The organism is Phytobacter sp. (assembly GCF_059074235.1).
Genome location: NZ_JCACPZ010000001.1, coordinates 396,462 through 417,390, shown reverse-complemented (window position 1 = coordinate 417,390; position 20,929 = coordinate 396,462). Strand labels below are relative to the sequence as shown.

19 protein-coding genes and 1 pseudogene are annotated in these 20,929 nt (G+C 54.7%); 9 read left to right on the top strand and 11 right to left on the bottom strand.

The window, feature by feature from the left end; genetic code table 11:
* The first annotated feature begins 133 nt into the window (after positions 1-133).
* The 4 genes from purB to AC5JPW_RS01905 are packed head-to-tail and all read left to right on the top strand — an operon-like array spanning position 134 to position 4,488.
* Positions 134-1,501: an adenylosuccinate lyase gene (purB, locus tag AC5JPW_RS01920; RefSeq protein WP_494237960.1), complete on the top strand. Its 1,368-nt coding sequence runs from the start codon at positions 134-136 to the stop codon at positions 1,499-1,501.
* On the top strand, positions 1,498-2,025 hold the full coding sequence (locus tag AC5JPW_RS01915) for a GNAT family N-acetyltransferase (RefSeq protein WP_494237958.1): 528 nt from the start codon (positions 1,498-1,500) through the stop codon (positions 2,023-2,025). Before purB ends, AC5JPW_RS01915 begins: the two co-directional genes overlap by 4 nt.
* A 10-nt stretch (positions 2,026-2,035) precedes the next feature.
* The gene (locus AC5JPW_RS01910; protein ID WP_494237957.1) at positions 2,036-3,181 is read left to right on the top strand and encodes an amidohydrolase; all 1,146 of its coding nucleotides are present in this window, start codon (positions 2,036-2,038) and stop codon (positions 3,179-3,181) included.
* Positions 3,178-4,488 (top strand): MmgE/PrpD family protein, encoded by a 1,311-nt coding sequence (locus tag AC5JPW_RS01905; protein WP_494237956.1) that lies wholly within the window; start codon positions 3,178-3,180, stop codon positions 4,486-4,488. The genes AC5JPW_RS01910 and AC5JPW_RS01905 overlap by 4 nt, the downstream gene beginning before the upstream one ends.
* Here the strand turns inward: AC5JPW_RS01905 and AC5JPW_RS01900 are convergent.
* The 4 genes from AC5JPW_RS01900 to AC5JPW_RS01885 are packed head-to-tail and all read right to left on the bottom strand — an operon-like array spanning position 4,463 to position 9,337.
* On the bottom strand, positions 4,463-6,763 hold the full coding sequence (locus tag AC5JPW_RS01900; RefSeq protein ID WP_494237955.1) for a molybdopterin-dependent oxidoreductase: 2,301 nt from the start codon (positions 6,761-6,763) through the stop codon (positions 4,463-4,465). The two genes, AC5JPW_RS01905 and AC5JPW_RS01900, sit on opposite strands and share 26 nt — an antisense overlap.
* Complete coding sequence (locus AC5JPW_RS01895) at positions 6,764-7,525, bottom strand: amino acid ABC transporter ATP-binding protein (RefSeq protein ID WP_494237954.1); 762 nt, start codon at positions 7,523-7,525, stop codon at positions 6,764-6,766.
* The gene (locus AC5JPW_RS01890) at positions 7,518-8,444 is read right to left on the bottom strand and encodes an amino acid ABC transporter permease (RefSeq protein ID WP_494237953.1); all 927 of its coding nucleotides are present in this window, start codon (positions 8,442-8,444) and stop codon (positions 7,518-7,520) included. Before AC5JPW_RS01890 ends, AC5JPW_RS01895 begins: the two co-directional genes overlap by 8 nt.
* Positions 8,444-9,337, bottom strand: coding sequence for an ABC transporter substrate-binding protein (locus tag AC5JPW_RS01885; RefSeq protein WP_494237952.1), 894 nt, complete (start codon positions 9,335-9,337; stop codon positions 8,444-8,446). The genes AC5JPW_RS01890 and AC5JPW_RS01885 overlap by 1 nt, the downstream gene beginning before the upstream one ends.
* Before the next feature lie 247 nt (positions 9,338-9,584).
* Here AC5JPW_RS01885 and AC5JPW_RS01880 point away from each other — a divergent pair, with 247 nt between their 5' ends.
* Complete coding sequence (locus AC5JPW_RS01880) at positions 9,585-10,379, top strand: SDR family NAD(P)-dependent oxidoreductase (protein WP_494237951.1); 795 nt, start codon at positions 9,585-9,587, stop codon at positions 10,377-10,379.
* A gap of 44 nt (positions 10,380-10,423) precedes the next feature.
* On the opposite strand, the gene AC5JPW_RS01875 is transcribed toward AC5JPW_RS01880, so the two are convergent.
* The 5 genes and pseudogenes from AC5JPW_RS01875 to AC5JPW_RS01855 all read right to left on the bottom strand — a co-directional run bounded on the left by AC5JPW_RS01875 (position 10,424) and on the right by AC5JPW_RS01855 (position 15,073).
* Positions 10,424-11,398, bottom strand: coding sequence for an AEC family transporter (locus tag AC5JPW_RS01875; RefSeq protein WP_494237950.1), 975 nt, complete (start codon positions 11,396-11,398; stop codon positions 10,424-10,426).
* Between the two features lie 236 nt (positions 11,399-11,634).
* The gene (locus tag AC5JPW_RS01870) at positions 11,635-13,575 is read right to left on the bottom strand and encodes a methyl-accepting chemotaxis protein (RefSeq protein ID WP_494237949.1); all 1,941 of its coding nucleotides are present in this window, start codon (positions 13,573-13,575) and stop codon (positions 11,635-11,637) included.
* A gap of 198 nt (positions 13,576-13,773) precedes the next feature.
* Entirely contained in the window at positions 13,774-13,863 is a 90-nt protein-coding gene (locus AC5JPW_RS01865) for a type II toxin-antitoxin system YoeB family toxin (RefSeq protein WP_494237948.1), read from the bottom strand.
* Positions 13,860-14,093 (bottom strand): annotated as a pseudogene (yefM, locus tag AC5JPW_RS01860) (YoeB-YefM toxin-antitoxin system antitoxin YefM). The gene AC5JPW_RS01865 and the pseudogene yefM overlap by 4 nt, the downstream one beginning before the upstream one ends.
* Before the next feature lie 56 nt (positions 14,094-14,149).
* On the bottom strand, positions 14,150-15,073 hold the full coding sequence (locus AC5JPW_RS01855; RefSeq protein ID WP_494237947.1) for a LysR substrate-binding domain-containing protein: 924 nt from the start codon (positions 15,071-15,073) through the stop codon (positions 14,150-14,152).
* A gap of 399 nt (positions 15,074-15,472) precedes the next feature.
* On the opposite strand from AC5JPW_RS01855, the gene AC5JPW_RS01850 reads away from it, so the two are divergent.
* From AC5JPW_RS01850 to AC5JPW_RS01835, 4 genes are read left to right on the top strand one after another with little or no spacing between them, the layout of a single operon-like run.
* Positions 15,473-16,801, top strand: a complete 1,329-nt coding sequence (locus tag AC5JPW_RS01850) for an MFS transporter (protein WP_494237946.1) — start codon at positions 15,473-15,475, stop codon at positions 16,799-16,801.
* A gap of 40 nt (positions 16,802-16,841) precedes the next feature.
* Entirely contained in the window at positions 16,842-17,591 is a 750-nt protein-coding gene (locus AC5JPW_RS01845) for an SDR family NAD(P)-dependent oxidoreductase (RefSeq protein ID WP_494237945.1), read from the top strand.
* Between the two features lie 11 nt (positions 17,592-17,602).
* Positions 17,603-18,448, top strand: a complete 846-nt coding sequence (locus tag AC5JPW_RS01840) for a transketolase (RefSeq protein ID WP_494237944.1) — start codon at positions 17,603-17,605, stop codon at positions 18,446-18,448.
* Positions 18,448-19,449, top strand: coding sequence for a transketolase family protein (locus tag AC5JPW_RS01835; RefSeq protein ID WP_494237943.1), 1,002 nt, complete (start codon positions 18,448-18,450; stop codon positions 19,447-19,449). Before AC5JPW_RS01840 ends, AC5JPW_RS01835 begins: the two co-directional genes overlap by 1 nt.
* Before the next feature lie 33 nt (positions 19,450-19,482).
* Here AC5JPW_RS01835 and AC5JPW_RS01830 read toward each other — a convergent pair whose 3' ends face one another.
* The gene (locus tag AC5JPW_RS01830; protein WP_494237942.1) at positions 19,483-19,611 is read right to left on the bottom strand and encodes a hypothetical protein; all 129 of its coding nucleotides are present in this window, start codon (positions 19,609-19,611) and stop codon (positions 19,483-19,485) included.
* Position 19,612: 1 nt separating this feature from the next.
* Positions 19,613-20,821, bottom strand: coding sequence for an MFS transporter (locus tag AC5JPW_RS01825; protein ID WP_494237941.1), 1,209 nt, complete (start codon positions 20,819-20,821; stop codon positions 19,613-19,615).
* Positions 20,822-20,929: the final 108 nt, after the last annotated feature.

Here is a 20,929-nt window from a genome sequence, read left to right as displayed (position 1 = left end):
ATATCGATAGAAGAATATTGGATAAAGCAACAAATGCCTTGCCCGGAAATATATCCATCAAACAAGATAGCTACAGAAAATAATGATTCACATTATTACATCCTTTCATTTCATCGACAGGCAAACGAAAAAAATGGCATCGCATCCCATCGATTTTTTAATTATTGGCAATAACTTCGCCACGCCGGAAATGCGTGCCGTCTGGTCGGAAGAAAATCGTCTTCATCAACAGGTGGCCGTTGAAGTTGCGCTGGCGCAGGCTCAGGGTGAACTGGGCGTGATTCCGTCAGAGGCGGCGGATGAGATTACCCGCCACGCCCAACCGGAGAAACTGCTGCTGAGCGATATCGCCGCCCAGGCAGGATTAATGAAACACTCCTTTATGCCCACGCTGACTGCACTGCAACAACAGTGTGGCCCAGCAGGGGAATACCTGCATTATGGTGCAACCACGCAGGACATCGTTGACACTGCCACCATTTTGCAGCTACGACAGGCACTGACCATTATCCGTCGTGATGCGCTGGGCGTTACCCGCACATTGCGTCAGTTGTCAGAGCGCCACCAGCACACCTTAATGGTCGGTCGAACCCACGGCATGCAGGCTCTTCCCACCACCTTCGGGTTTAAAACCGCCGTCTGGTTGGATGAATTTTTGCGCCACCTGGCACGCATCAGCGAAATCACTCCACGCGTGCTGACTGGCAATATTAACGGTGCGATTGGCACTAATGCCGCGATGGGTGCACAAGGCCCGGAAGTCGAGCGCCGGGCGTTGAAGCGACTCGGTCTCAACAGCCCGACCATTGGCTGGCAATCCGCCCGCGACAGACTGAGCGAATTTGCCTCTGTAGCCGTCCTGATTAGTGGCTCGCTGGGCAAAATTGGTAATGAACTTTACAACCTGATGCGCAGCGAGATCGGTGAAGTGGAGGAACCCTTCAGCAAAGGAAAAATCGGCTCCACCACCATGCCGCATAAGCGTAATCCGGCGGCCATTGAGGGGCTGGCGAGCCTGACGCCACCCATTCGTAAAAGTGCAGCACTGATTTATGAATCCATGCACGTCGAGCACGAACGCGATGCGATGAGCTGGCGTGCCGAGTGGATAGCGCTGCCGGAAATCTGCCTCTACCTCTCCGCCCAGTTACAAAATGCCCAGGGTATCCTGAGCGGCCTGACGGTCAATAATGCAAAAATGCGCGCCAACCTGGACATTCAGGCCGGACTGCTACTGTCTGAGAAAGTGATGTTTGAAGCGGGCAAAACCCTCGGTAAACAGACGGCACATCATCTGGTCTACACCTGCGCGATGAGCGCTTTTGAAACCGGTCGTGACTTCAAAAGCGTGCTGGCGGAAACCCCGGCCTTTGCCAGCGCCTTCTCAAGCGCGGATCTGGACGCCTGGTTTGACCCGGCGCGCTATCTCGGTAGTGCCGTGGAGAAGGTGGCAGATGTACTACGCGCCGCCGACACGGTTCTGGAGCAGGAATCCGCATGAGCGGGGAGTATCGCCAGCTGAGCCTGGCCGATAGCGACGCCTATCTGGCACTCATGCTCGCCGCCTATGCCCCTTCGCGGAAGTTAGGGGTTCATTTCGATGCAGCGACAGCCACATCCGAAAAGGTCGAGCAACACCTGCAACAGCACGGAGTGTATGGCCTCTTTATTGATAATGAACTGGCTGCCTCCATCACCCTGCGCTATCCGTGGGGGCCGTTGCCCGGCCCCTTTGGTCTGCCGCACATCGGCTGGTTTGGTGCCGATCCACGTTTTCGTGGACAGCAGCGCGGGCAGCAAATTTATGACTGGGTGGAAACCCACATCGTGCGCGACATGCTGCGCGCACCAGCACTCTCCCTGGGGACGGCTATCCACCATCCCTGGCTTATTGATCTCTATCAGGAGTGGGGATTTACCCCCCAGCACGAAGCGGACCTGGGGAAAGGCCATATCACCCTGTTTATGAAAAAAATCCTGGATGAGACGGCACATACACGCTGGCTCGCACGCCACATACCCTAACGAGTTGACCATGACAGATACCCATGACTTCGCCCTCTGGCTCACCGAATTTCGTCGCGAACTGCACCGCTTCCCGGAACTCTCTAACGAAGAATTTGCCACCACCGCCCGCCTGCGCCGCGTGCTGGAACAATATCAAATTCGTATTCTTCCGCTGAATTTGCCCACCGGTCTGGTCGTCGAGATCGGCGGGCAGAATCCCGGCCCGCTAGTGGTGCTGCGTGCTGACATTGACGCTCTGCCTATTGAGGAGAAATCCGACGTCGAGTACCGCTCCGAACATCCCGGAGTGATGCACGCCTGCGGCCACGATTTCCACGCCTCAGCGGCACTGGGAGCGGCTATTTTACTTAAAGAACAGGAAGCCACGCTGCAGGGGCGGGTGCGAATTCTCTTCCAGCCTGCCGAAGAAACGGGGCAGGGCGCGCCCGCAGTGATCGCCACCGGGGTGCTGGATGAGGCGACCGCTATTTTTGGTATTCACAATGACCCGGCGCTCCCTGTAGGGGTGATGGGCAGCAAAGCGGGCGCACTGACTGCGGGCGTAGATCGTTTCCGGATTGATATCACCGGTACCGGCAGCCATGCCGCCCGTCCACACGAAGGTAACGATCCTGTGGTGATTGCCGGACAGTTGATCGGCATCCTGCAAACACTCATCAGCCGTAACACTGATTCCAGTGAAAACGCCGTGCTATCCATTACTCAGGTCCATAGCGGTAGCACATGGAACGTCATCCCTGACAGCGCCTGGCTCGAAGGCACCGTGCGCACTTTTAGCCAGAGTGTGCGCGAAAATATCGAACGCCGTATTCGCCACGTCACGCGCGGCCTCGCCGCCACTTTTGACGCACAAATCGAGCTCGACTGGCAACCCGGTCCACCGTCAGTCGTGAACAGTGACGGCTGGGTTGACCTGGCCCTACAAACCGGCGAGCAGGCAGGATTTGAGGGCCGCCGTATTGCCGCCAATCCGATTGGTGAAGATTTTGCTTTCTATCAGCAGCGCCTGCCCGGTGCATTTATCATGATTGGCTCCGGTGGACCGTTTGCGCTGCACCATCCGCAATTTCGTGTGGATGATGCCGCCCTCTTTCCCACCGCCGACTGGCTGGCCCAACTGGCTGTCGCAGCGCTGGCAAAGGCCAACGTATGAGCCACCTGACCCTCAGCATTGCCCGGTTAATCACGACCAGTGAGCCGGACGAGGCCGCTCGCGAACAGGCACGCCACGGGGTGCTCGATTTCTTCGCCGTCGCCCTGCCCGTGGTGAATGGCAGCCTGCCGGACAGCACACGGGACACGCTACTCGCCATCTGGCCCGGCGACGATCCCCAGTCACGGGCGCTGCGTTTGGGCTACTGCGGGCATGCCCTCGATTTTGATGATTTCCACCCGGACTTTCGCGGCCACCCCGGCACGGTGATTTTGCCGACACTGCTGGCGCTGGGCACGGATAACCCGCAGCGTCTTCTGGACGCTTTTGTGGTGGGCGTGGAGGTTGCGGGTCGGCTGGGGCTGGCGGCGGGTAGCGACCATTATGTACAGGGTTTTCACAACACCAGCACTCTGGGCGTCATCGCCGCAGCCGCAGCGGGGGCGAGGCTTGTTGGGGCATCAGAAGCACAAACGGCGACGGCACTGGCTATCGCAGCCACCCAGTCAGCCGGATTGCGGGTACAGTTTGGTTCAGACGTTAAGCCCCTGCATGCAGGGTTCGCTGCACGGGCTGCGGTGACTGCCGTACAGCTCGCGCAACACGGGGTACACGCATCAACGGCGGGCGCGCTGGAGAGTTTTCTCGCGGCCTACAGCCCGCAGACACAACAGCCACAAAAGCTCACGCAGGGATGGGGGTTACCGTGGCGTATTATCACGCCGGGCCTTGAGTTCAAACCGTGGCCCACCTGTAGCGGCACACACGGTGCAGCACTGGCGGCACTGCGTCTGCGCAAACAGTGGTTGGCTGCCGGTAAAACGTCCGCCAGCCTCACCGAAGCCATTGAACATATTGCTATTGCCTTTCCACCAGGCGGCGATGTGGCAGCCTTTGTACACCAGCCCACCACGGGTGTAGAAGCACGCTTTAGTCTCGAATATGTGATTGCCGAGTGCCTGCTCCACGGCGAGCTGGCTCTGACCCGTTTTGATGCCCGTCCAGTCGATCCGGTCACTGCTGAACTGGCGGCACGCGTTACCCGCGCCCCCGATGCCTCTGCACCGCCGGATGCACTCAATCCAGGTGCCCGTTTTCACCGTCTGACGCTACAACTGCATAATGGCGAGCAGCTTATCAGTCAGATAACACGCCAGGGGCTGCTGGCACTGGAAGTGAATTTAGAAGAGAAGCTGCAACAGTGCCTGCCCGATGTGGATGCCACTACTCGTGCCCTTTGGATCAGGCAGACGCGCCTGAACACCCCAGAGGATGTAGAGGCTATTCGCGGTTTACTGCTGGTATAAGGGGGGAGAAAGCCTGAACCGGCCCGGCATCACCGGTAAAACGGATCGCCTGAACAACGGTGATTTGCCCGCTGCATCCTTGTGCAAGCGAAGAGGTGCCAATATCCCGCGTTAAGACATTCGGATTACCGTGCCGACATAACGGACGTTTCGCCTGCGGTTCCACCGGGTCATACCAGGCGCCAGTCGGTAGTTGTACCACGCCCGGTTTTATGTGTTGAGACAGATTCACTGCTGAAAGCAGCGCTCCCCGTGCGTTATGCAGCATGACGATGTCGCCCTCGTGAATACCTCGCGCCGCAGCGTCAGCCGGATGCATCAAACAGACCTCTTTCCCATGTTGTTTGTGTTTCGCACTGTGTCGGGCGTAATCCAGTTGGCTATGCAGGCGGGTCGCGGGCTGATTGGCGATAAGCCATAGGGGGTGCAGCACGTCCGGCTGCTCATCCGGTGCCACCCACACCGGGTGACCGGGGCAGTCGGCATAAGAAAAACTGTCGATGGTCGCTGAGAAAATCTGAATTTTACCGTCCGGTGTGGGTAAGGGATGGGCCTGTGGGTCAGCGCGGAAACGACGCATCAAGCGTCCACCGTCATCCACCTGCGGCAAAGTCAGCACGCCCTGCTGCCAGAAGACATCAAAATCCGGTACCGGGTGGTCTATCTCCGCCAGTTTTTGCTGCATCTGCTGGTAGAGATGTTGTAACCAATCACGCACGCTGCGTCCTTCGGTGAACGCCTCTTCTTTGCCCAGCCGGGCGGCGATATCACGGAAAATCGCAAAATCATCCCGGGCCTCTCCATGGGGCTCGGCCACCGGGTGCATGGCAAAAAGATGGCGATCCGTCGGTGCACCACCCACGTCTTCTCGCTCCAGGGTCATGGTTGCGGGCAGGATTAAATCTGCATGACGCGCGGTGGCCGTCAGACTGTGTTCATGGACGATTAAGGTATCAAGACGGCAAAATGCCCGCCGCAGCCGCGCCAGATCCTGGTGATGATGGAACGGATTGCCGCCCGCCCACCACGCCAGTTTGATATGCGGGTAGCACCGCGTCACGCCATTAAACTCAAACGCTTCGCCAGGATGCAGCAGCATGTCGGCAATGCGGGCTACTGGAATCAACGCCTCTACGCCATTTTTCCCCTGAGGTAATGAGGGAAAAGAGACCCGGTTAAAGGCCTTACCGTAATGACCCAGCGCCCCCAGCGCATAGGTATAGCCCCCGCCTGGCAGGCCTGGTTGCCCAAGAGCAGAGGCCAGCACCAGTCCAAGCCATACTGGCTGTTCACCATGCTGAGCGCGTTGTAAAGCGTGTGCGACCGTAACCAGAACTCGCTTGCCGTGCAGCCGCTGCGCGAGGAAAACAATCTCACTCGCCGGAATGCCACAGATCGCTTCGGCCCATGCGGCATCGCGTACTGTGCCGTCGGCCTCACCCTGAAAATAGTGCACCAGCGTTGACCAGCCGGTGCAGTAGCGCTGCAGAAAGGCTTCGTCGGTGAGCCCCTGCTGATACAACGTGTGCAGTAACGCGAGGATCAATGCAGCGTCAGTACCCGGTGTAATCGGCAGCCACTCTCCGGCGGCTTCTTTCGGCAGGTCGCTACGCAGCGGGCTAACGGAGATAAAGTGCGCACCACGACGGGCCGCCTGTTGCATATAACCCCGTTCGGTGTGCTCGCTCATTCCGCCGCTGGCTACCTGGGCATTTTTCAGCGCCAGGCCGCCAAACGCGAGAACGATGTCACTATGTTCAGCAATCTCACGCCAGCTCACGCCGCGCCGGGAGATCTCATCCTGGGGAGCAACAATGTGCGGCAAAATCACCGAGGCCGCCGCCGAACTGTAAGACCAGACCGAGCGGACGTAACCACCAATCGTAGTGTTGAGAAAGCGATGCACCTGGCTTTGTGCGTGATGGAAACGCCCGGCGCTGGACCAGCCATAGGAGCCGCCAAAGACTGCCTGCGGGCCAGACTGTTCAGCCACCCTCGAGAGTTCGCCCGCCGCCAGGTCAAGCGCCTGCTCCCAGCTTATTGCCAGGTACTCATCCACCCCTCGCCGCTCATCGGGGCCAGGGCCGTTTTCCAGCCAGCCACGGCGCACCATCGGCTGAGTGACGCGCGCCGGGTGAGTTAATGCATTGGTGAAATTCTCCAGTAGCGGGCTGGGATCCGGATCGGCCGCAAAAGGGGTAATGATGAGTTCGTTTGATCCGCGCTCAGCGGTAAAAGCCCCCCAGTGGGAGCTATGCGTAACAGGAGTCGGCATTCACAGAACCGTTGAGAGGAAGTGGGTTACGCGAGCATTGGCATTCTCTTCAAGCACCTTACGTGCCGGGCCAGACGCAATGATTTTGCCAGACTCCATAAAGACGATGTTGTCTGCCACTTCACGAGCAAAGCCGATTTCATGGGTCACAATCACCATCGTGATACCCGAGTGTGCCAACCCTTTGATCACCTGCAACACCTCGCCGACAAGTTCAGGATCAAGGGCCGAAGTGGGTTCATCAAAGAGCATCACTTCCGGGTCCATCGCCAGCGCACGGGCAATGGCCACGCGCTGCTGTTGTCCCCCGGACAACTGCTGCGGCCAGTCGTTTTCCCGTCCAGAAAGTCCCACCTGCTGAAGCAACTGGCGGGCTTTTGCCACCGCTACTGCGCGTGGCTGTTTCTTTACCCGAACAGGCGCATCAATGATGTTCTGCAGAACGGTACGGTGCGCGAACAGATTAAACTGCTGGAACACCATGCCAATGCGGCTACGCTGAGCAGCGATTTTGCTGTCACTCACCTCATACAACGCCTGACCTTTTTGTTCATAACCCACCAGATTGCCGCCGATACGGATAGTCCCGGCATCCAGTTTTTCCAGGTGGTTGATGCAGCGCAGGAGTGTGGATTTACCCGAACCAGAAGGCCCGAGGATCACCGTCACTGAACCTGCATCGACATCCAGATCAACGGCATCCACCACGGTCTGTCCGGAAAAACGCTTGGTGATGTTACGTAATTCGATAGCCTCAGCCATTGCTGACTCTCCTTGCATTGAACAGATAGACCGGTAGTTTGCGGGCAAACCAGACTTTCGCCTTCTCACGCTTCACCCCTCGGGCAAAGTAACGTTCAACGTAGAACTGACCGACGGAGAGCACAGAGGTCAACAACAGATACCAGAGCGTAGCGACCAGCAGCAGGGGGATCACTTCATAGGTACGCTGGTAGATAATTTGTGCAGAGTAAAGCACGTCCTGCAAAGAGATAACGGACACCACCGCCGTGGTTTTCAGTTGCCCAATGACTTCGTTTCCTGCTGGCGGTAGGATGGCGCGCATCGCCTGTGGCAGCACCGTGTGACGGAAAATCTGGCTGCGGGTATAACCCAGCGCCCGCGCCGCTTCAAGCTGGCCGTTGCCGACACTCTGAATACCGGCACGAATAATCTCCGCCGCATAGGCCGATTGGTGCATCACCAACGCGATCACCGCGGCACTAAAGGGGCTGATCAGCGCATTCGATGAAGCACTGAAAACTTCGCCAATACCTGGCAGGCTCAATGAGACAGTGGGGTAAAGGGCGGCGATGTTGTACCAGAGGAACAGTTGCACCAGCATCGGCACGCCACGGAAAAACCATGTGTATCCCCAACTGACGGCCACCAGCACCGGGTTGGAGGAGAGACGCATTAATGCCAGCACCGTCCCGCCTGCAAAGCCCAACACCACGGAGATGGCAGTGAGCTGCAGGGTCATCAGCACACCGCTGATAATGGAATCTTCGGTAAAGCTCTCCGCCACCACATGCCACTCAAAACGCGGGTTGTTAAAAATGGAGTGCATCAACCCAACGAGCAAGAGCAAAACCACCAGGGCACTGAACCAACGCCCGTAATAGCGTTTACCGATGATGCGCAGCGCGTCCTGAGAAGCGGGAGGGGTGGAGTGCGGCATTAGAAAATGTCCTGATTACGTTTCGACTCTTTCACTGCGCCAAAGCCAATCGACCAGTGATCCAATATTTTCTGATAAGTCCCGTCTTTGATGAGCGAATTCAGCGCGCCCTGTACCGCCTCCTCGAGTTTTGAATCTTTCGGGAAGGCGATGGAAACCGGAGCATCGTTCACGCTAATTTGCCCGGTCATGGTCAGCGGCTTAACAGTTTTCACCTGCCAGGTCAGCCCTTCATAGGGCCCGAAGAACATTGGCACGCGACCGCTCACTACCGCCTGCACGCCAGCAGGACGATCGGGGAAGATGGCGACATTAATCGGTGGTTTACCCTGTGCTTCACAGGCTTTGCTCGCTTCATTGAGGCGGTTGATTTGGGTGGTGCCGGATCCTGCGCCAATTTCTTTACCGCAAGCTTCGGTCAGCTCGGTGAAGGCCGGAATATTAGCGTCTTTGCGGGAAATAACCCCTAAGCGAGAGGCGTCGTAGTAGCTGACGAAATCCACCTGTTCAAGGCGTTTTTGCGTGGCATTAATGTTAGACAGAGCCACATCGTAGCGGCCCGATTTCAGACCAGGGATAATGTTGTCAAAGCCGCCAGTATCATGCCATTGCACTTTGACACCAAGGCGCTCAGCTACGGCGCTCATAATATCGATTTCGCGTCCGGCGAGGGTTTTATTATCTTCCTGATAAAAAGTGGTCGGCGGCGTATTAGGGTTGGTCCCCGCAACAATATATCCACGTTGTTGGATCTCAATCGGCAGTTTCGCTTTTAAAGTTTCATCTGCTGTAACAGTAAAATTATTTTTTGCCGGGACTGTCTGCTCGGCGGCAATGACCTGTTGGGTACCGCTCAGCACCAGTAATATTGCTAAAATGCTGTGTTTTTTCATTTCGTTTTTCTGTCCCCAAAATTAAACCCGTATGGGCTGGCAAAATTAAATAAGAAGGCGTATCACGGAATATATTTTGTGATTGCCATTCTGGTTGAGGGGGGAATGTGAAGGAACCATTAAAACCAGAAAAGCAATGCCAGGAATTGCATAAGTCAGTGGTTCTGCGAAGTACGTGAAGAAAACGTCGCTGTGTCGCCGCCTGCTACGCTTAACGGTCTGTATTCAAAAAATGAAGGAGCCGAACATGAAGATTGATTTGAGTGGGAAAGTTGCGCTGGTTACTGCCTCCACGGGCGGTATTGGTTTTGCTATCGCCGCCGGGCTTGCAGAAAGCGGAGCCGAAGTGATCCTCAACGGACGCAGCGAAGCATCGGTGAGCAAAGCGGTAAAAGCGCTGAATGAGCGCGTGCCGGGTGCCAAATTGCGCACGGCCATCGCTGACCTGAGCTCAGCCGAAGGCGTGGAAGCGCTGCTGAGTGCGGCAACGGACGCCGATATTCTGGTCAATAACGCCGGGATTTACGGGCCGCGGGATTTTTATGAAACCGACGACGCGACATGGGAAAACTACTGGCAGACCAACGTGATGTCCGGCGTGCGTCTCTCACGAGCACTGCTGCCTGCGATGGTCAAAAAAGGCTGGGGACGCGTGGTGTTCATCTCCTCAGAGTCGGCACGCAATATCCCTGCCGACATGATTCATTACGGCGTGACCAAAACTGCCCAGCTCTCGCTTGCACGTGGACTGGCGAAGTTCGTGGCCGGTAGTGGCGTCACCGTGAACAGCGTTCTGCCTGGGCCGACCATTTCCGATGGCTTTGCCACCATGATGCAGGACGAAGTCAAACGAACCGGTAAATCGCTGGAAACGCTGGCAAAAGAGTTTGTGATGAGCAACCGCCCAAGCTCAGTCATTCAGCGTGCGGCAACGGTGGAAGAGGTGGCGAACATGGTAGTTTACGTCTGCTCCACCCAGGCATCGGCAACGTCGGGGGCCGCTCTGCGCGTGGACGGCGGCGTGGTGGACGATATTCTGTAATGCAGTTTGTGCAGAGCACACCTCTGTGCCCTGCCGGGCAAAACTTATGGCCAGTCCGGGTAAAAGCGGCTCATCATGATCATCAGCATGGGCGTTGTCAGGGTCGACAGAATAGTGGAAATCAGCATGCTGGTTGCCGTCGCCCCTTGCAGGACTTTGAATTTCTGCGCCATCAGATAGACATTAATCCCCACCGCCATTGACCCCAGCAATACCACCACCTGACTCTCCTGTCGTGGCAAGTGTAACGCATAAGCCAGCAGCCAAATCAGCCCCGGCATCAGCACCAGTTTAATCAGGCAAATGGCGGTGCTTTCCCGCAGTCCCTGGCTGATTTTATAGTGAGAAAGGCTCATGCCCAGCGTCACCAGCGTTAACGGCGCGGCGACTTGCCCAAGCATACTCACCGGGCCATCAATAAACTGCGGCAAGGGATGGTGAGTCGCACTCCAGGCAAAACCGGTAAAGATGCCGATAATCAGCGGATTACGCAGCACATTGACCAGCGTTTTGCCGATCCCTTTCCAGGAGAAGCTGCCGCTCTGCGCCCACTCTACGGAGACGGTCACCAGCGTCCACAGGATCAGGCTGTTAAATACCAGTACCAGCGCAACCGAGGCGAGACTCGCCTGGCCGAGAAGAATAACCGCCACCGGAATCCCAAGCATGACGTTATTGGAGAAGATACCGCCAAGGCCGAATACCGAACCTGAAATCGCGTCCAGACCAAATACGCTTTTGGCAACGATGCGCCCGACAATATAAATCAGCAGGCAACTGCCGAAATAGGCAATCAGCAAACGCATATCCACCGGGGGACTTTGGTAGAATTTACTCATCACCTTAAATAACATGCAGGGCAAGGCAACCGAGAAACAGAAGCGGTTAAATACCCCGCTGGCGGACTCTGGCCAACCGGCAAATCGCCCGAGACAATAACCTAAAGCAATGAGTGAAAATAACGGGGCAGACAATATCATCTGCTGCGTAAGCTGCCCCAGGAACGTCGCTGTTTCCATCCTTTACCCTGCCTGTTCTATCAAATTGAATTAATTTATTGTTTTTTTGGCAGTATAAGGAGTTTAGAGCGAGGCGTCAGGCGAGTTGCTAGGGTTTGTAAAATTGCACGGGATATATTTGGCGGTTGACCAGGGTGGTAATGGCGTGGATTGCTGACACTCACCCCTGCCCTCTCCCTGAAAGGGAGAGGGCGAAAAGCTGTCCACTCCCCCTCTGGGAAGAGAGGAAAACACAATCAACTCAAATAATTACCCTGCGCCTTTGAGAAAAACGCCAGCGTCTCTTCCAGGTTTTTTGCCTGCTCTTCCAGCGAACTGGCCGCCGCAGAAATCTGCTGCACCAGCGACGCATTCTGCTGAGTCGCGCTGTCCATCTGATTGACCGCCACGCTCACCTGACCGACACCTCTGGTCTGCTCGTCAAGCGCCTGCACAATCTCGCCAATCACCAGATGCACGCTCATCACCGACTCGATGATCTGCTTCATCATCTCCCCGGTCTCATTGACCAGCGCGACGCCCTTACTGACGCGCCCGGAAGACTCGTCAATCAACACCGAAATCTCTTTTGCCGCATTGGAGCTACGCTGAGCCAGGTTACGTACTTCACCCGCCACCACTGCAAAGCCCCGGCCCTGTTCACCGGCGCGGGCCGCTTCCACCGCAGCGTTGAGTGCCAGAATATTGGTCTGGAAGGCAATACCATCAATGATGCTATTGATGTCGCCAATCTTGCTGGCACTCTCATCAATCTTGCCGATGATATCCACCACTTCACCCACCAGCGTTTCACCTTGCCCGGCAATCTGGGCGGCTTTCTCGGTCAGACGGGTCGCTTTGTGAACGTTATCGGCATTGTTTTTCACGGTCACGGAGATCTGTTCCATGCTCGCTGCCGTCTCCACAATCGCTGCCGCCTGCTCTTCCGTTCGCGATGCCAGGTCGAGGTTGCCCGCCGCTATCTCACTGCTGCCCGCTCGAACTGAATGGCTGGCATCACTGATGCTGCCCACAATGCGCTGCAACTCAGATTGCATGGTGTGGAGCGCATAGAAAATGCTGTGGTTATCTCCGGCTTGCACCGGAATAGGATTGCTCAAATCCCCCTGCGCGACAGACAGGGCTATCTCGGAGGCTTCCGACGGCTCGCCACCCACCGGGCGCGCCACTTTGCGGGTGAAGACCAGCGCCACCACGACACTGACGATAATAATGCTCAGAATCATCAGGATGATGGCGTTACGCAGGTAATGCCAGGCCTCCGCCATGACCACGCTGACCGGAGTCACAATCGCGAGCTTCCACGGCGTCTGGCTGTTACCCACATCAATAGATTGCCAGGTCACAAATGCAGGCTCTTTTAAAATGGCATCGTCCACGCGGACCACAGCTTCCCCGGTGATCGTTCCGGTCCAGGGCTTACCGGTCATGGCTTTGTCCGGGCTGGAGATGACTTTGTTATCCGCCGAAAGCAGTAGTGCGTAGCCTGATCCTTCCCAGGGTTTGATTGCACCAATCATCTTTTGCAGCGTTTCCAGCGAGAAATCCGAGGTAACAGAGCCCTGGAATTTACCGTCGCGGATAATGGGAGCGGCAATGGACGTGAGCATCACATCCACGCCGTTGTAGGGGTAGATGTACGGCTCAATGATGACATCTTTCTGGCGCTGACGCGGCAGCACGTAGTAGTCGCCGCTGCCCGGCGTTTCATAATCGACCAGATTGTGCAGCGCCGGATTGCCGCCATTGTCACGGTCAACATAGCGGGCGTAACGCCCTGCCGGGTCCTGCTCCGGTTTGCCTGCAAATTCACTGTCTTTACCGTCGAAGGCATTAGCTTCGAAGGTCAGTGACATCGACAGGAAGTCATTATGCTGGCGCAGAAAATCGGTGAGTAGCTGGTCCAGCCCATGCCTGTCCGTCATACCCGCCTGATGCAAAGACCAGGCGCTGACGCCCAAATCACGTGAAGCGGTTAGCGCCGTATCAAGCTGCTGCTGTACGCGCAGTGATTCAGTATGAGCAATTTGTTGCAGATGTTTTTGTGCGACGGCTTGTTGTTGATTCATGGACTGCCAGAGTAGCAGACCGATGGTGACCAGGAACCCGGCCGTGATGGTGACAAAAATCGACGCCAGCATCAGCGTCCTGGCGGTCAGTTTCTTTCGTTTGCTCATATTTCCCCACTTGGGCCGAATCCCTGTGGCCTAAAACTCGTTCAATGCATTCAGCTCATATTTCATATATCGGTAAAAAGCCGTTAACACTTAAGCCAAATAAGCATTAAATTTTTTTTACAATGAATTGAAGGAGTTTGGGGGAAGAGTGAACCCTTTCTACAGTGGTTCTTGCGGGCGAGTGCTTCAGTGATGGTATCAACAGACCGCAATCAGAAGCGCATCGTTGTTGATGGAATACACCAGACGATGCTCTTCGGTGATACGGTGCGACCAGACAAGTTTCACTCAATGATGTCCTTTTCTGTTCCATTGCCCGCTTTGGGGCTCTCAGTTGAGTTCATCAATCTTTTGGCGTTAGCCGATGAGCGCAGCAAATATGCCGTCTCTTCAAGCGACATCAACACACAAGCTTAACCATTCTGGCGGGTGATCAACACTGGAGCGCGATCCTCAACCGTTTTTATCATCGTTGCGGACAAATTCTGCCGGGCTTCGCTGTAACTGATCGTACGCATATGTTCCCCTCTCTTTTGTGCTCATCATTGTAGATGGTGATTTTTGACCCACCCGTTCACATCGCAAATCCCGATGCACTGAGTTCTTTTTCCACCCAGGTAAGGAAGATTTTTACCTTCTCTTTCTGTTCGTTTACGTGTGGCAGCACAAAATGGTGAGCCGCGACCGGCATGCTGAGATCGTCACTAAATACCGGTACCAAATTGTGCTGGCGCAGGTAGTCATCAGCCAGCAGGTTACTTTCGAGAATGATGCCCATACCCATCCTGGCGGCCTCAATACTCATGTAAGAACGGTCAAAGCTGAAATAATAATTTTTGTTGTGATGTTCAACGCCGTGCCAGGAGAGCCATGTGTTCCAGTTCACCAATGTGCTGTCGGAATGAATCAACTCGTATTGCAGAAGATCTGAAGGCACGCGAATAGATTTGCCCTCCAGATAGTCGCGTGAAGCAAAAGGAATGAGCCTCTCGTTTTTAATCGTTTTGACATTAAGCGTCGGCCACTCCGGCAGGCCATGGCGCACATCGATATCCAGGTTATCTCGTGAAAACTGGAGATTTTCATACGAACAGGTAAGACTGATTTTTAGATCGGGGTGCTTCTGTCTGAATGTATTGAGCCGATGAATCAACCATAACAGGCCGAAACTGGGTGCTGAATGGATGCGTAGATGTTCATGGTGTATATCATTAATCACCTGATCGGTTGCCCGACCAATAATACTGACCGCGCCGGAGACTTCTTTTAAATACTTCTCACCAATGTGGGTAATTTCAACTCCTTTTCCACTGCGAATAAACAGTTTTTTACCAATGAATTGCTCAAGACTAGCAATCTGATGACTCACCGCTGACGCAGTAATATTCAGAAAATCAGCGGCCTGATTAATACTTCCCGCGTTGGCAACTTCGATAAAAGTCTGAATATTGCGCAATGAAGGTATAGGTAATGCTTTCTTAGTATTTGCTTTTGTCATCCGTTTACTCGCCTTAGGGCATTTGCCTCATATTCTGTGTAACTCATCATGTCACTACCACCTGGGGTCATATAACAATACACCTCATTCGCAGGAAAATCGTTAGAATCAAAAGCGTTATAAAACAAGTATCTTCCGTTAAAACCACCTTTCATTCATTTGCAGTTTAAATTTGTGACATGCGTGGCACTTTCAATTCAACATTTAAATAAAAAACAATTTCAATGGCTATTTATTTGCGTTCAATCACGAATCAAATTTTTCTCAACATCAATTGAGGTTTTTTGCATGCACTGAATTTTAGGCGATTGATATATTGCAATCTCAGGTCTGAAAATCACCGTGACCATTAAGTCCGGAATGTACCCTTAAGATAAAAGAAAGATAAGAGGAAACCTTATGTCCCGTATAGATAGCCTTGTCTGTACCGGCACCAGGAAAACAAACTATCGTTTTGCGGTGCTGGCGATTATATTCGCGGTATATGCCATTAATTACGCCGATCGTACAAATATCGGTGCTGTTCTTCCGTTCATTATTGAAGAGTTTCATATCAACAACTTCGAAGCCGGGGCGATTGCCAGTATGTTCTTCCTCGGCTACGCGGTCAGCCAAATCCCCGCCGGTTTCTTCATTGCTAAGCGCGGGACCCGTGGCCTGGTCGCGCTATCTATCTTCGGTTTTTCTGCGTTTACCTGGCTGATGGGTACTGTCAGTTCCGTCTTTGGCCTGAAGTTAGTGCGATTAGGGCTGGGGTTAAGTGAAGGCCCTTGCCCGGTTGGCCTTGCCTCCACGATCAACAACTGGTTCCCGGCTAAAGAAAAGGCGACAGCAACCGGGGTCTATATCGCCGCCACCATGTTCGCGCCCATTATTGTACCGCCGCTGGCGGTGTGGATTGCCGTAACATGGGGCTGGCGCTGGGTCTTCTACTCCTTTGCCATTCCTGGCATTTTCATTGCCATTGTCTGGTACCTGTTTGTCAAATCGCGCCCGGCTGATAGTGGCTTTGTCTCTGAAAGTGAACTGGCCGTGATCAATGCCGATACCAATGAAAAACAGCAGATCCGGCAAAATATCCACATGGCACCCAGATTTGCCACCCTGGACAAGTTTATTCGAGTCAGAAAACTGGCACCCATTGATACTGTAAAAGGGCTATTCACTTCGAAAAATATTCTCGGTGACTGCCTGGCTTATTTCATGATGGTCAGCGTGTTATATGGCCTTTTGACCTGGATCCCACTCTATCTGGTCAAAGAAAAAGGCTTTGATTTTATGCGTATGGGGATGGTTGCCAGCATGCCGTGTATCGGTGGTTTTGTGGGGGCAATTGGCGGTGGATTTATCTCTGACAAATTACTCGGACGCCGCCGTAAGCCGACCATGATTTTTACCGCAATATCAACGGTAATTATGATGGTTATCATGTTGAATATTCCACAAAGCACCCTGGCAGTATGTATAGGATTATTCTTCGTCGGCTTATGCCTGAATATTGGCTGGCCCGCCTTCACGGCCTACGGCATGGCTGTTTCTGACAGTAAAACCTACCCCATTGCCTCGTCCATTATTAACAGTGGCGGGAACCTTGGCGGTTTTGTTTCTCCCATGGTCGCCGGTTATTTACTCGACACCACCGGTAGTTTTAATTCTGTTTTCACCTATTTTGGTGCTTGTGCAGCAGTCGGACTATTAATCATTCTGACACTTGATGAAGCACAATAATATTTATTACCAACACCTCATAAATGTAATGGAGTAAATCATGTTGTTAAAAGACAAAGTCGCCATTATTACTGGCGCGGCCTCCCCACGCGGTTTAGGTTTTGCTACCGCAAAATTATTCGCAGAGAACGGTGCGAAAGTCGTCATTATTGATTTAAATGAAGAGGCCAGTAAATCCGCAGCCGAAATGCTCGGCACCGAACATATTGGCCTGGGCGCAAATGTATCAAATGAAATTCAAGTTCAGGCTGCAATTGAACAAGTGCTTGCCAAATATGGACGTATTGATGTGCTGGTTAATAATGCTGGCATTACTCAACCTATTAAATTAATGGATATCAAGCGCGAGAATTATGATGCCGTTCTGGACGTCAGCCTGCGCGGTACATTAATTATGTCTCAGGCAGTTATCCCTACCTTGCGGGCACAGCAATCCGGCAGCATTGTCTGTATCTCGTCGGTTTCCGCTCAACGCGGCGGCGGTATTTTCGGTGGCCCGCATTACAGCGCCGCCAAAGCGGGTGTCCTGGGACTGACCCGAGCCATGGCACGTGAGCTTGGTCCGGACAATATTCGTGTCAATGCCATTACTCCTGGGCTGATTCAGACCGATATTACCGCCGGCAAACTGACTGACCAGATGCGCGAAAATATTCTTACTGGCATCCCGATGAATCGCCTCGGTGACGCGGTGGATATTGCCCGCGCAGCACTGTTCCTTGGCAGCGACCTCTCCTCTTATTCAACAGGTATCACGCTGGATGTTAACGGCGGGATGTTAATTCATTAAGGGATAGCACCATGACGAATACAGACATTCAGAAGGTTACCGCCGCCGCATGGCGCATCCGTCGCTACGCCCTGCGCATGGGTGAAGTACAGGGTCAGGGTTACATCGGCCAGGCATTGGGTTATGCCGACGTCCTCGGCACCGCTTTTGCGCACATCATGAATTTCCGCCCGGATGAACCGGAGTGGGAAGAGCGTGACCGTTTCCTGCTCTCGCACGGCCACTACGCCATCGCGTACTACGCCGCACTGATTGAAGCGGGCATCATCAATGAAGAGGAGCTGGAAACTTACGGTTCCGATGACAGCCGCCTGCCGATGTCGGGCATGGCCACCTACACACCAGGGATGGAAATGTCCGGTGGTTCGTTGGGCCAGGGACTGAGTATTGCAGTGGGCATGGCGCTTGGCCTGCGGCAGAAGAAAAATCCGGCGCTGGTGATTAACTCCATGTCCGATGGAGAGCTGGATGAAGGCTCTACCTGGGAAGCAGCCATGTCCGCCGCCCATTACGGGCTGACGAATCTCATTAACATCGTGGACGTTAACAAACAGCAGGCCGACGGCGACTCACGCAAGATCCTGGGCTTCGAACCGCTTCATGAAAAATGGGCTTCTTTCGGTTGGTACGTTCAACGTGTAGACGGCAATGATCTGCCTGCCGTCATCAAGGCTTTTGAAAATGCTAAAAGCTACCCGGAAAACCAGCCACGCGTGATCCTTTGCGACACGCTGATGGGTAAAGGGGTGCCTTTCCTGGAAACCCGCGACAAAAACCATTTTATCCGCGTTGATGCCGACGAATGGCAGAAAGCCATCGCCGTTCTGGATGCCAACAAACCGGAAGGAGTGCTGTAATGAGCCAGACCGCTGCGGGCAAAACCCGCTTAAAAACCTCGGCGATGATTGCGTCGATTGCCGATGAAGGCCAGGCCACTATCCCGGCACCTTTTGGTGTGGCCTTATCAAAACTGGCGACAGAGCGCCCGGATATCGTCGGGATGACGGCGGACCTCTCGAAGTATACCGACTTACATATTTTCGCCCAGGCCTTCCCGGAACGATTCTTCCAGATGGGAATGGCTGAACAATTGCTGATGGGTGCGGCAGGCGGGATGGCAAAAGAGGGTTTTACCCCCTTCGTCACTACCTATGCCGCATTCGCAACGCGTCGTGCTTATGATTTTATCCACCAGGTGATTGCCGAAGAACACCTTAATGTCAAAGTGTGCGCGGCACTACCGGGACTGACCACGGGCTACGGTCCCAGCCACCAGGCGACGGAAGACCTGGCAATTATGCGCGGCATTCCTGGGCTGACTATCGTTGACCCGTGCGATGCGCTGGATACGGATCAGGCAGTGCGCGCTATCGCCGACCATAACGGTCCGGTCTATATGCGCCTGCTGCGCGGTAAAGTGCCTCTGGTGCTGGATAAGTACAATTACACCTTTGAGTTGGGCAAAGCGAAACTACTTGAAGAGGGTAATGACGTGCTGATCATCTCATCAGGCATCATGACCATGCGCGCACTGGAAGCAGCGCACAAGTTGCGTGAAGACAACGTGAGCGTGGCAGTACTGCACGTACCTACCATCAAGCCGCTGGATGAACAAACCATTCTGGCGCAGGCGGCGAAACCGGGTCGTCTGGTGGTCACCGCTGAGAACCACACTTGTGTCGGCGGGTTAAGCGAAGCCGTTGCCGCCCTGCTGATGCGCAAAAGAGTAAGCTGTGAATTTGACGTGGTTGCTCTGCCGGATGAGTTCCTGCTGGCAGGTGCGCTGCCTACCCTGCACGAGCGCTACGGTATTTCCACCCATGCAATGGTGGAGAAAATCAAGCAGCGTCTGAAGTAACTCTGCTGCCGCCGTGTCCTACGGCGGCACGTTTTATCGGCTCAGTTCGCCATCCACGCGGCACATTTCGCTTTCCACTCTTAATACCAGCGCGACAGCGCAGGACGTTACAGCCCCGGTAATCACGGCGGTGCGGCCTTTCGTAATAAGGGTATCCGTCATTTCAGTGCCTCTTTGCATAGCCTATGGATAAAAACATGATGCCCAACCCGGCGGCCGCAAGCAGCGCGCCCACCCAGCCTGTCGACGCCCAGCCTGCACCCGCAGAAATCGCCACCCCGCCCAGCGATGCTCCGATGGCATTGGAAATATTAAACGCGCTGTGATTGAGCGAGGCCGCCAGCGTCTGGGCGTCACGGGCGACATCCATCAATCGGGCCTGAAGCGCTGGCACCAGAGCAAACCCATTGCCGAGCAGAAAGAGCACCAGTACCACCGCCCACTGAATATGTGCCACGAGGGAAAACAGCAGCAGACAGGCGACGTTCCAGAGCAGCATGGCGACAATCGCCGGAACGAGCGCACGGTCTGCCAGCCAGCCGCCGACAATGTTGCCGCACACCATACCTACGCCCCAGACCACCAGCACCACTGGCACGGTGGAAAGGCCGAACTGACCAACCTGAATGAGTGTTGGAGTGATGTAAGTGTAGACCGCGAGCATCCCGCCAAAACCAATGGAAGCGACGGCAAAGGTCAGCCAGACCTGCGGTTTACGCAGAGCGGTCAACTCATGCAGCAGCGAGACATTTTTCGTGCCCGGCGTGGCAGGAAGGAAAAAGATCAGCATGATGGCGGTCAGCACACACCCTGCCGCCACAAATAAAAATGCCGCTCGCCAGCCCAGATGCTGCCCAAGCCAGGTCATGGCCGGTACCCCCGCCACGTTTGCCGCCGCCAGCCCTAACATCACGTAGCCGATGTACTGAGTACGCCGTGATACAGGTACCATCACTGACGCAGCCAGCCCACCGACGCCGTACCAGGCTCCGTGAGGCAAACCCGAGACAAAACGGGCCACCAGCAGCGACGGCGCATTCCACGCCATTGCGCTGGCAAGATAGCCAATAATCACCAGCGCCAGCAGACTCAGAAGTAACATTTTACGCGGCCAGCGTGCACCTACCACGGCAATCAGCGGCGCGCCAACAACCACGCCAATGGCGTAGGCGCTGATGTAACGCCCCGCCTCTGGCACCGACACTCCCGTCCCGTCCGCCAGTGACGGCAGCAGGCTCATGGAGGCAAATTCGCCAGTGCCGATAAAAAATCCCCCCAGCCCGAGGGTCAACATGGCGGCAAACAGGCCAGCCGGAGGCGTCACCAGCCGCTCATCGGGCGTGGCAGTGCCGTGCTTTACGCAAGTGTGCATGAGATAACCTGATAAGAGAGAAGAAGCCCGGCGTACCGGGCTTAGTCATGTTGAAAGGTGCTCATTGTAGGCGGGGAGTTACAGCGATTTGATGAGCCTGGTGGCATG